Genomic DNA, 11,078 nt, shown 5'->3' with positions numbered 1-11,078 from the left:
CAGCCATGTGCTCTCCGGGACCCATCGGTCGTTCCCGCCCCGAGGCGAGGTTTTCGGCGAGGGGAGGTCGGGGCCGGCCAAATAGGTCGTTCGGCCCATTGGCGCCGGTCCGGGCGCCGCCGACAGGGGAACCGTCAGCGCCGTCGGCAGCGAAGGGCACAGGGTGGGTACAGGACGCGAGCGGTCACGGCGGGCACTTGCGGTCGTCTCCGTGGCGGCCGTGGTGTCGGCCGCGTTCGTGGCGGTGCTCCTGCTGGGCGGAACCCGGGCGGCCTTCGTCGACACCACCGACAACTCGACCAACACCTTCAGCGCCGGCGACGTGGTGCTGAGCGACGACGACGCCGGCAGCGTCCTGTTCGACGTCGCCAACCTCGCCCCCGGCGACGCGCGGACGCGCTGCATCGCGGTCGACTACAACGGGTCGCTGACCGCCGACGTCCGTCTCTACGGTGAGGTCGGGGGGAACGGCCTGGCTGGCTTCCTCGAGGTCGACATCGAGGCCGGCAGCGGTGGCGGGGCGTCGTCATGCAGCGGTTTCGTGCCCTCGACCACTCTCTTCTCCGGCACGTTGGCCGAGTTCGGGGCCGCCCACACGGGCTACGCGAGCGGCCTCGGCGGGTTCACCGGCGCGACCGACCCCGCCTCCCGGACGTACCGGGTCACGGTCGTCCTGCGCGACGACAACGCCGCCCAGGGGCGCTCGGCCACTGCCGGGTTCACCTGGGAGGCGCAGAGCGCCTGACCTAGAGGTCCAGCTGGTCGGCGGGACCGAAGTCGTCCCAGCGGGGTTGGCCCCCGCCGGGCTCGTCGGCTGTCGCTCCCGGGTGATCGGAGGCCTCGTCCGCACGGTCGGCACCCGTCGCGGACGCGGCCGAGGCGTCCCCGGGTGCGTCGTCACGCAGGGTGGCCACGGCCAGGGCGGTGGTGATGGGCACCGACAGCACGAGGCCGATGCTGCCGACCAGCGCCCGCACGATCTCGATGGCCACCACCTCTCGGGTGATCACCCGACCGAGCTCGCGCCCCTCCTGCTGGAAGAAGAGCAGGAGGGCGAGCGACGCGCCGGTGTAGGCCAGGACCAGCGTGTTGATCGTGGACGCAACGTGGTCGCGGCCGATGCGCATGGCCCCCTGGTAGAGGGCGCGTGCGCTGAGGTCGGGGTTGGCGTGGCGAAGCTCGTCGACGGCGGCGACCTGGGTGACGGTGACATCGTCGAGCACGCCCAGCGCGCCGATCACCATGCCGGCGATGACGATGCCGCGCAGGTCCAGCGCTGACGCGGTGACCCGGAGGGTCTGGACGTTGGCGTCGTTGAGGCCGGTGAGCTCGGCGACCCCTGCGAGGACGGCGGCGAGCACGGTGATCAACGCCACGCTGGCGAGGGTGCCCACGAGCGCGACCGTGGTCGAGGCGCGGATGCCGTGGGCGACGTAGAGGGCAGCGAACGCGATGACCGAGGTGGTGACGAGGGCGACGGCCACCGGGTTCTGGTCCCGGAGCAGGGCCGGCAACAGGAAGAGCATGATCACGCCCAGGCTGAGGGCGAGCCCGGCGAGCGAGCGCACGCCCTTCCAGCGGCCGACGGCCACGACGACGACCACGAACACGACGGTCAGCCAGACGAGGGGCGTCGAGCGCTGGTACTCGACGAAGCTGTACTGGAACTCCTCGGGGGCGAGGGCGTTGTAGAGCAGCACCACGTCGTCCCCCTCGGAGAACTCCGGGGCGCTGAAGTCGATGTCCGAGCTGAGGAAGGTGGCGAGGTCGTTGCGCTCCGGGCCGGAGGTGAGCCGGACGGTCACCTCCTGGCACTCGGTCGGCAGCTGCTCGTCGATGTCGGTGCAGTCGGTGGTGTCGACCCGGGTGACAGTGGCGTCGACGTAGATCAGGCCCTGGGTGCTGGCGCCCAGGTCGGGGCCCTCGCCGCGGGGCCACAGCACCACGACGCCGAGCACCGTGACGAGGGCGACGGCGCCCACGAACCAGTTGAGGCCGCGGCGCACGTGCTCGGCCTCGGGCCGGTTGCCGTGGCGATGGGCCATCTCGTCGCGTCCTTCGGGTGATTTCTCGATTCGACCGGGGCCCAGGCTCGCGCGCGAGGGCGCGGCCGACGCGGACCGCCGTCCTAATCCTGGGGGCGACCCCTAGTGCTGACCGCGGGGCCGCCCGCGACAGTGCCGGGGCACCTCTCCCGCGGCATGGCTGTGCCCTCCCCCCGATCTCCCAGGAGCCGAACTCTCATGACGACCTCTCGCCTCTCGACCCGGCGCGGCGCGCTCGCGTGCCTGGTGGCCGCTGCGCTCGTCCTGGCCGCCTGTGGAGGCGGTGGTGGAGACGGTGGAGACGAGGAGGCCGATGCCTCCGTCGACACGACGGTGGCCCCCACGGCCACGACGGCGCCGGACCTCGAGCCCCTGTTCGACGACGACATGGGGGACGACGCCAACGGCTGGGGCGAGTCCGAGACCGACCAGTTCTCCGCCGCCTTCACCGCCGACGGCTACGAGGTGTCGGTCGATGGCACCCCGTCGTTCTTCGGCTACGCCGACGACGGTCCGGTCGACGTCGCCGACAGCACCACGACGGTGGGCCTCGCCGGGCCGACCGAAGGCGGCGCCCAGGCGGGGGTGTCCTGCCGGGTGAGCCGGACCGGTCCCAACGCCTTCTACACCCTCACCGTCGACCCCGGTTCCGGTGCCTTCGCCATCGCCCGGTGGAGCCAGGCCGCGCCGGACGAGCCCGTCGTGCTCGAGGAGGGCGTCGACGAGGGGCTGGCCACCTCGGAGCCGGTCGAAGTGGCGGGTACGTGTCTCGGCGAGGGAGACGGTGGTCCCGTGACGCTGACCCTGACCGTCGGGGGCGTCGAGGTGGCGTCGGCGACCGACGACGACGGCCTCGGGGCCGGGTTCACCGGCATCGCGGTGAACCTCGACGGCACCACCGCCGGCGGGGCCACCTTCACCAGCGTGGACATCGCCGGCGAGGCCGGCGACGGCTCACTGGAGCTCGAGGACGACTTCTCGGATCCGGACAGCGGCTTCCCCGAACTCTCGGGCCCCAGCGGCACGGCCGGCTACGTCGACGGGGCGTACGCGTTCGAGATGACGGGGATCGTGGACGCCGGCGTGCCGGTGAAGGCACCGATCCCCGACGTGGGCACGATCACCGCCACCCTCGACGGCGATCTCACCGGTGCCTTCGGTGGCTTGTGCCTCCAGGGCGCCGAGGGCACCTACGAGTTCGCGCTCTCGGCTGACGGCTACGCCTCGATCGGGCTGTACCCCGTGGACGGCGAGTTCGTGCTGCTCGACGAGGTGACGGGAGCGTTCGCCGGCGAAGGCCCCTGGCGGCTCTCCGCGGGCTGGAACACCAACGGGGACAGCAGCAACCTCGACGTGTTCGTCGACGGCGAGCGCCTGGTGTCGGTGAACGATGACGTGGTGAAGGGCTTCTCGGGATTGTCGTTCTGCGGAACCGTGAGCCAGGACGCCGCCGCCGGCGTGACGACCACGTACACCTACGACGACCTCGTGGTGGTCGGCGAGGCCTGAGGTCCACTCCTTCGCTCACCACTGTCCAGGCCCCGGGCGTCTGCGTCCGGGGCCTGGGTAGGGTCGCGGCGATGAACCCTTTCGCCCGGGCCCAGTTCGCCCTGGGTCGTGATCTGACCCTCGGCACGCTGCTCGCCCGACTGGCGTCGTTCCACGGCTCGACCCGCCTCGTCGCCGAGGCCGACGGCGAAGACCTGAGCTACGCCGACGCCGCCGACCGGGTGGCTCGCTGGGCGGGTGCCGTCGCCGAGCGCGTGGAGCCGGGTGATCGGGTGGTGCTCGCGCTGCCCAACACCTACGACCTGCTCCTCGCCTGCCTCGCGGTGAGTCGCGCCGGTGCGCTCCCCGTGCCGGTCAACGACCGCATGCGCCCCGAGGAGGTCGACCACGTCATCGCCGACTCGGGCGCCCATCTCGTCGTGCGGAACCTCGACGAGCTCGACGGCGGGTCTCCGCTCGACGAGGCGGCTCCGGCCGAGCCGGGAGACATCGCCGCGCTGTTCTACACCTCGGGCACCACCGGCAAGCCGAAAGGCGCCGAGCTCACCCACCGGGCCCTGATCGGTGCGGTCAACGCCGGCGCGGCCAACCCGGACTGGCTCCGCCGTGACGAGGCGGTCGTCGGCCTGCCCATCGCCCACATCATGGGCTTCGCCGCCCTCGTGGGCCTCGCCTGCGCCGGCATCCCCGTGTACTTCCTCGGCCGGTTCCGCCCCACCGACGTGCTCGATGCGCTCGAGGCGCGGAAGTCGTCGCTGTTCATCGGAGTGCCGGCGATGTACCGCATGATGTGGGAGGCCGGTGCCGCCGAGCGTGACCTGTCGTCGGTGCGGGTGTGGATCTCCGGGGCCGACGCCATGCCTCCGGACCTCGCCGCGGCCTTCCGGCGGATGGGGGCCACCGCGCACCTCCCGGTCGTCGGAGCGGTCGGTGACGCCCTGTTCGTCGAGGGCTACGGCATGGTCGAGACCGGGGGCGCGGCGGCGGCCAAGCTCTCGCTGCCCGCCGTCGGCGACTCGCTCCTGCCCCTGCCCGGCTACCAGTTCAAGGTCGTCGACGAGCACGGCCAGGACGTCGGGGTCGGTGGCGAGGGCGAGCTCTGGATGAAGGGACCCGGCGTCCTGAAGGGCTACTGGGGCAGCCCCGAGGCCACCGCCGACGCGGTGACCGAAGACGGCTGGCTGCGCACGGGCGACCTCGTGCGCAAGGGCATGCTCGGCACCGCGACCTTCGCCGGTCGCAAGAAGGACGTGTTCATGCACGGCGGCTACTCGGTCTACGCCCGTGAGGTGGAAGCCGCGCTCGAGGAGCACCCCGCGGTGCTCGAAGCCGCCGTGGTCGGCCTGCCCGACGAGGTCAAAGGAGCGGTGCCCGCGGCGGCCGTTCGAGTGGACGGGACCGTCGACCTGTCGCCGGACGACCTCGTGGCGTGGGCGGCCGATCGCCTGTCCTCCTACAAGGCGCCACAGCGGGTGCTCTTCGTCGAGGACCTGCCCCGCACGGGCACGACGAAGGTGCAGAAGCGCGAGGTCATCGCGCTGTTCGAGGCCGCCGAGGGCTAGGCGCTCGCCGGCGTGAGGGCGGCGGGGAGCTCGCGCCGCGACCGCACGCCGAGCTTCCCGTAGGCGTTCCCCAGGTGGTACTCGACGGTCTTCACGGTCACGAACAGCTGTTGGGCGACCTCACGGTTGGTGAGTCCTTCGGCGGCGAGCTCGGCGACGCGGCGCTCGCCCGGCGTGAGCGCGGCCGGGCCCACGAGCGCGACCCGTCGCAGGCGCCCGCCGGCGAGGCGCAGCTCGGCGCGGGCGGCATCGGCGACGGCCCGGGCGCCGCCGGCATCGGCCTCCTGCACGGCTCGACGCAAGTGGGCGCGGGCCGCCACCGGCTGCCCCTGGCGCCGGGTCTCCGCCCCCAGCGCCAGCAGCACCTTCATCCGTTCGAGCGCGCAGGGTGTGGACTCGATCAGCGCCAGCGCCTCCTCGAGATGGTCGAGCGCGGCGGTGCGGTCCTGCTCGATGGACCCCAGCAGGCGAAGGGGGACCGCGGTCAGTCGTGGTGCGCCGAAGGCGCGCGCCAGCGCGAGCTCCTCGTCGAGGAGCGCCATCGCCCCGCGGTGGTCGCCGGACCGGTGCAGGGCCAGCGCCAGGGTGCGCCGCCAGGGTGCCGTCGCCGGGTTCTCGGATCCCGCGGCCTGCCGTCGCCGCCCCGCTTCGCGGGCGTCGGCCACGGCGCCCGCGACGTCGTCGACGGCGAGGCGCGCCTGGGATCGGGCCAGCAGCCAGAGATCCAAACCTGGCCCCTGGTCCCAGGCCCGCCCGGACGGGAGGACCAGGTCGGCCAGCACGTCGGGGGCGGGATCACCGGCCTCGAGGCGGGCGAGGGCCCGTGTGGCCTCGAGGCCGGGGAGGTCCAGGTCGAAGAGGTCCCGACCGGCATCGTGGGCATCGTTGATGTCGCCGAGGGCGTCCGCGATGCGACCCGTGTGGAACCGGACCCGGGCCCGGTAGAGCAGCGAGGCGGTGTAGGGCACCACTCGCCCGGAACGGGCAGCGGTGTCGACCGCCGTGTCGAGGAGCGTCCCCGCCGCCTCCCAGTCGTCAAGGAAGGTGAGGCACAGCACGACCAACAGGTAGGGCCTCGAGCCCGGCGCGAGACCGGCGCCGCCGGGCTCGTGGGCGAGGGCTCGCTCCGCCAGCTCGCGCACGTCGTGGGCCCCGTCCACACGACGAGCCCGCTCGAACGCCACCTGGGCCAGGAGGGCCCTGCCGCCCGGCGTGAGCGCCGTCGGCGGTTGGGCGAGGACGAGGGCGAGCGCCCGCTCCCGCTCGCGTCGGGCCGCAGGGTCCGAGCGGGCCGCGAAGGCCAGCCCGGCCACCAGTCGGAGGCGGAGGTCGAGGTGGGGGTCACTACCTGTCGGGTCGTCGGCGAAGAGCGCGAGGCCCTGGCGGAAGGCGTCGCCGGCGGCGGCGAGCTCGCCCGCGACGAGGAGGGCGTCGCCCACCCTGGCCAGCGCCGCCGACCGTTCCTGGGCGTCGCCCCCTGCCGTCAGCTCGTCGAGGTGGGTCCGCCACGACTCGTCGTCGCGGGCACCGATCTCGGCCCGCACGAGGTCGGTCAGGAGCGCGATGCGCCGCTCGTCCGGCGGTGGTTCGTAGGACGCCCGTCGGAGCCACCGGACGGCCGCGTGCGGCGACCCCGCGCTGAGGGCCCGGCGTCCGGCGGCGTGGAGCAGGCGGAACCGGCCGGCGTCGCCGCGGGGTGGGGACGCGGCGAGGTGCGGGGCGACCACCTCTGCCGGTGCCTGCCGGGCCAGGAGGACCTCGACGGCCCGTTCGTGCAGCGCCGCCGCCTCATCGGGCACGACGGTGTCGCGCACCGCGGCCCGCACGACGGGATGGGCGAAGGTGACCGAGGGGCCCGCGGCGAGGAGGGCGGCGTCGGCGAGTCCGGTGACGGCACGGCGGGCGACGGCGGCGCTGACGCCCGCCATCGCCGCCACGACGTCGACCGTGGTGCCGTCCTCGACGAGGGCCGCCGCCCGCAGCACGCCGAGCGCGGAGGCGTCGAGATCGCGCATCCGGTGCTCGACGGAGCGGTGCACCAGGTCCTCGACGCCCGGGAGACCCGACGGTTCGGCATCGCCGACGTCGGATCCCCGCAACGAGACGACGTCGGCGTCGGCGAGGAGCTGGGAGGCGACGAGCGGGTTCCCACCCACGAGGCGCACGAAGTCGTCCCCGGCGATGCTCGCGCCGGCCCCTCCCGTCCGCTGGAGCGCGAGGACCGCCGCGTCGCTGAGGGGCGCGAGATCGAGGACGACCGCGGCCGGGAGCCGACGAAGCGCCTCGATCCCGTCATCGCTCGCCGGCTCCTCGGGGCGGGAGGCGATGACCACCGCGACCGCGACGTCGCCGATGCGGCGGCTGAGGTGGAGCAGGAACCGGCGGCTGGGCTGGTCGAGCCACTGCAGGTCGTCGACCACCACGAGGACGGGACGCCGATCTGCGAGGTTGGCCACCACCCAGTGCAGGCTGTGGAGCACGCTGGGCAGGTCACCGGCGAGGTTGCCACCCCCCTCCTCGCCGTCGGCGGTGAGCAGGCCGGCGGCTCGTGCGGCCGCGCCGGACAGCACCCGGCGCCTCGTCGGCTCGTCCAGCCGCGCCAGGGCGGGCTCGAGCAGGAGTCGGACGCCACCGAAGGCGAAGTCCTGCTCGAGCTCGCTGCCCTGTGCCCGCAGCACCTCGATGCCTTCGGCGGCGGCGGTGCCGGCGACGGCGTCGAGCAGACTCGACTTGCCCAGTCCCGGGGCGGCCCGAACGAGGGTGAGGGTGCCGAGGCCCGCCCGCAGCGCCTCGCAGGCCTGGTCGACGTGGGCGAGCTCTGCGCTGCGCTCGAGCAGGTCGCGGGTGCCAGGGACCCTCGATCGGCCCGACCCCGCCACGTTGCCCGCCCCGTCGCCCGCCCCGTCGCCCATGGTCCGACCCCGACCAGCTACGGCGCCGGCGCCGCGGTGGACGTGGTGGTGTCGCCGCCGCTCCCGCCGGTGGTCGAGCGCAGGTCGATGATGAGGCGTCCGTCGGCGTTGACGGTGGTGGGGTAGGCCGTGAGCCCTTCGCCATCGGCGGGGAAGGTGAGCTCGGCGTCGCAGGTGGCCACGAACTGCCCGGTGGCGACGTCCCACTCGGCGAAGCAGTCCTCGCGATCGGGCACCCGGGTCTCGAACGCGGTCCAGCCCTCGTCGTCGTCCGTGCCGAGGTGCTGGACGTAGATGTCGCGGTCGCCGCCGGACACGTCGCTGAAGATCAGCGGCTGCCCGTCGCCCTCGTCGATGGCGTCGGCGAGCACCTCGGTGAAGCCGGCGTTGAACTCGTCCTCGCCGAGGTTGATGTCGGCCTGCCCGGACGAGGCGAGCTGGAGCACCAGCCACCCGACGCCCAGGCCGGCCACGACGGCCACGACGGCGATCACGACGGCTTTGGTGCCCTTGGTCACACCCTCTTACTATCGGCCGTCGTGGAGCACCGCTACCGGGTCGTCGTGGCCAAGACCGGCCTCGACGGTCACGACCGCGGCGTGAAGGTCATCGCCCGGGCGCTCCGCGACGCCGGGTTCGAGGTCATCTACACCGGCCTCTTCCAGACCCCCGAGCAGGTGGCCGCCGCCGTCGTGCAGGAGGACGCCGACGCCGTCGGCCTCTCGGTGCTCTCCGGCGCCCACCTCACGCTGTTCCCCCGCGTCATCGCCGAGCTACGGGCCCAGGGGCGCGAGGATGCCCTCGTGTTCGGCGGCGGGATCATCCCCGACGCCGACGTGCCGGCCCTCGAAGCGGCCGGCGTGGCCGCGGTCTTCAGCCCCGGCACCTCGATCGACACCATCACCGACTGGCTCACGACCGCCCTCGAGGCGCGTGAGCGAAACATGGAGGCACACGCCTAGTGGACCTGTACGAGTACCAGGGGAAGCAGTTCTTCGCTTCCTACGACATCCCCGTCTCGCCCGGTGAGGCGGTCACCACGGTGGACGACGCCGTGGCCGCCGCCGACCGCATCGGCTACCCGGTCGTGGTGAAGGCCCAGGTGCAGGTCGGCGGTCGCGGCAAGGCCGGCGGCATCAAGCTCGCCGACGACGCTGCGTCCTGCCGTGAGCACGCCCAGAACATCCTGGGCATGGACATCAAGGGCCACACCGTCGAGATCCTCTGGATCGAGCTCGCCTCGGACATCGCCGAGGAGTACTACGCCAGCTTCACCCTCGACCGTGCGGCCAAGAAGCACCTCGGCATGCTCTCGGCCCAGGGCGGCGTGGAGATCGAGGCCGTGGCCGAGACCGACCCCGACGCCATCGCCAAGATCCACATCGACCCGGTCGACGGCCTCACCCCCGAGGCCTGCCGTGAGTGGGTGCTGGCCGCCAAGCTGAACCCCGACGTCACCGACGGGGCCGTCGACATCCTCCTCAAGCTCTACCGGGCCTACGTCGAGGGCGACGCCGACCTCGTCGAGATCAACCCGCTCATCGTCAAGCCGGACGGGGCCGTGCACGCGCTGGACGCGAAGGTCACCCTCGACACCAACGCGCTGTTCCGCCACCCCGACTACGAGCAGTACGACGCCACCCAGGTGCGCGACGAGCGCGAGGAGGCGGCGCACGAGAAGGGCCTCCAGTACGTGGGCCTCGACGGCAGCGTCGGCATCATCGCCAACGGTGCCGGCCTGGCCATGAGCACCGTCGACGTGGTCAGCCAGGTCGGCGGCTCGCCCGCCAACTTCCTCGACATCGGTGGCGGCGCCAACGCCGACGTGATGGCCGGCGCCCTCGAGGTGATCAACAACGACGAGAAAGTCCGCTCGATCTTCATCAACATCTTCGGCGGCATCACCCGCGGCGAGGAGGTGGCCAACGGCATCGTCCAGGCCCTGAGCCGCGTGGAGATCAGCTCCCCCATCGTGATCCGCCTCGACGGCACCAACGCCGACGAGGGCCGGGCGATCCTCGCCGAGCACGCATCCGACAAGCTGCTGTCCGAGCCGACGATGCTCGAGGCGGCCCGCCGCGCCGTGGCCCTTGCCGCGGAAGGAGCCTGATCCCGATGGCAATTTTCGTCGACGAGAACACCAAGGTCGTCTACCAGGGCCTCACCGGCAGCCAGGGCCGCTTCTACGGCCTGCGCAACCGGGACTACGGCACCCAGGTGGTGGCCGGCACCAACCCGAAGAAGGCCGGCGAGGAGGTCGACGGCATCCCGATCTTCGCCTCCGTGGGCGACGCGGTCGAGGCCACCGGCGCCGACGTGTCCTGCATCTTCATCCCCGCCCCCGGCGTCAAGGCCGCGGTCATGGAGGCCGCCGAGGGCGGCGTGAAGATGATCGTGGTCATCACCGAGGGCGTGCCTGCCCAGGACGAGGCGCTGTTCTACAACGACCTCAAGCGCAACTTCCCCGACGTGCAGCTGCTCGGCCCGAACTGCCCCGGCATCATCAGCCCCGGCAAGTGCAACATCGGCATCACCGCCGGCGAGATCGCCATGGGCGGCGGTCCGGTGGGCATCGTGAGCCGCTCGGGCACGCTCACCTACCAGGCCCTGCACGAGCTCACCCAGAAGGGCATCGGTCAGACCACCTGCGTGGGCATCGGCGGGGACCCCGTCCCCGGCACCACCTTCATCGACTGCCTCGAGCGCTTCGAGGCCGACCCGGACACCAAGGCCGTGATGATGATCGGCGAGATCGGTGGCTCGGCCGAGGAGGAGGCGGCGGACTTCATCAAGAGCTCCATGACGAAGCCGGTGTCCGCGTACATCGCCGGCGTGACCGCCCCTCCCGGCAAGAAGATGGGCCACGCCGGCGCCATCGTTTCGGGTGGCAAGGGCACGGCCTCGGCGAAGATGGACGCCTTGCGCGCCGCCGGCGCCCAGGTGGGCCAGAACCCCACCGAGGCCGGCGAGCTCATGGCCGGCATCGTCAAAGACCTAGGGCTCTAGGGGGCTGCCCCCGCGGGCCGGCGGCTCCAGGGGGCTGCCCCGCG

General features: G+C 72.8%; 9 protein-coding genes. 6 read left to right on the top strand and 3 right to left on the bottom strand.

Translation table 11 applies throughout. The features are described from left to right. Positions 1-211 precede the first annotated feature (211 nt). Positions 212-745, top strand: a complete 534-nt coding sequence (locus tag JNK12_11410; protein ID MBL8776537.1) for a hypothetical protein — start codon at positions 212-214, stop codon at positions 743-745. A 1-nt stretch (position 746) separates the two neighbouring features. On the opposite strand, the gene JNK12_11405 is transcribed toward JNK12_11410, so the two are convergent. Further along, on the bottom strand, positions 747-2,045 hold the full coding sequence (locus JNK12_11405) for a YibE/F family protein (protein MBL8776536.1): 1,299 nt from the start codon (positions 2,043-2,045) through the stop codon (positions 747-749). A gap of 198 nt (positions 2,046-2,243) precedes the next feature. Here JNK12_11405 and JNK12_11400 point away from each other — a divergent pair, with 198 nt between their 5' ends. Beyond that, positions 2,244-3,554, top strand: coding sequence for a hypothetical protein (locus tag JNK12_11400; protein ID MBL8776535.1), 1,311 nt, complete (start codon positions 2,244-2,246; stop codon positions 3,552-3,554). Positions 3,555-3,625: 71 nt separating this feature from the next. Then, on the top strand, positions 3,626-5,116 hold the full coding sequence (locus JNK12_11395) for an AMP-binding protein (protein ID MBL8776534.1): 1,491 nt from the start codon (positions 3,626-3,628) through the stop codon (positions 5,114-5,116). Here the strand turns inward: JNK12_11395 and JNK12_11390 are convergent. Then, positions 5,113-8,028: an AAA family ATPase gene (locus JNK12_11390; protein MBL8776533.1), complete on the bottom strand. Its 2,916-nt coding sequence runs from the start codon at positions 8,026-8,028 to the stop codon at positions 5,113-5,115. The genes JNK12_11395 and JNK12_11390 overlap by 4 nt on opposite strands. Before the next feature lie 17 nt (positions 8,029-8,045). Continuing rightward, the gene (locus JNK12_11385) at positions 8,046-8,546 is read right to left on the bottom strand and encodes a hypothetical protein (GenBank protein ID MBL8776532.1); all 501 of its coding nucleotides are present in this window, start codon (positions 8,544-8,546) and stop codon (positions 8,046-8,048) included. Positions 8,547-8,567: 21 nt separating this feature from the next. Here JNK12_11385 and JNK12_11380 point away from each other — a divergent pair, with 21 nt between their 5' ends. The 3 genes from JNK12_11380 to sucD are packed head-to-tail and all read left to right on the top strand — an operon-like array spanning position 8,568 to position 11,034. Further along, positions 8,568-8,990, top strand: a complete 423-nt coding sequence (locus tag JNK12_11380; GenBank protein MBL8776531.1) for a cobalamin B12-binding domain-containing protein — start codon at positions 8,568-8,570, stop codon at positions 8,988-8,990. Further along, entirely contained in the window at positions 8,990-10,138 is a 1,149-nt protein-coding gene (gene sucC, locus JNK12_11375; protein MBL8776530.1) for an ADP-forming succinate--CoA ligase subunit beta, read from the top strand. The genes JNK12_11380 and sucC overlap by 1 nt, the downstream gene beginning before the upstream one ends. Before the next feature lie 5 nt (positions 10,139-10,143). Further along, positions 10,144-11,034, top strand: a complete 891-nt coding sequence (gene sucD / locus JNK12_11370) for a succinate--CoA ligase subunit alpha (GenBank protein ID MBL8776529.1) — start codon at positions 10,144-10,146, stop codon at positions 11,032-11,034. The last annotated feature ends 44 nt before the right edge of the window (positions 11,035-11,078 follow it).

This window comes from Acidimicrobiales bacterium (assembly GCA_016794585.1).
GTDB lineage: Bacteria > Actinomycetota > Acidimicrobiia > Acidimicrobiales > DATDAH01 > JAEUJM01.
This window is presented reverse-complemented; position numbering and strand designations above follow the sequence as displayed.

Excerpts from the sequence above, each read along its gene's own strand:
- JNK12_11395 (MBL8776534.1), top strand. The coding sequence starts at position 3,626 with ATGAACCCTTTCGCCCGGGCCCAGTTCGCCCTGGGTCGTGATCTGACC.
- sucD (MBL8776529.1), top strand. The coding sequence starts at position 10,144 with ATGGCAATTTTCGTCGACGAGAACACCAAGGTCGTCTACCAGGGCCTC.
- JNK12_11405 (MBL8776536.1), bottom strand. The coding sequence starts at position 2,045 with ATGGCCCATCGCCACGGCAACCGGCCCGAGGCCGAGCACGTGCGCCGC.
- JNK12_11390 (MBL8776533.1), bottom strand. The coding sequence starts at position 8,028 with ATGGGCGACGGGGCGGGCGACGGGGCGGGCAACGTGGCGGGGTCGGGC.
- JNK12_11400 (MBL8776535.1), top strand. The coding sequence starts at position 2,244 with ATGACGACCTCTCGCCTCTCGACCCGGCGCGGCGCGCTCGCGTGCCTG.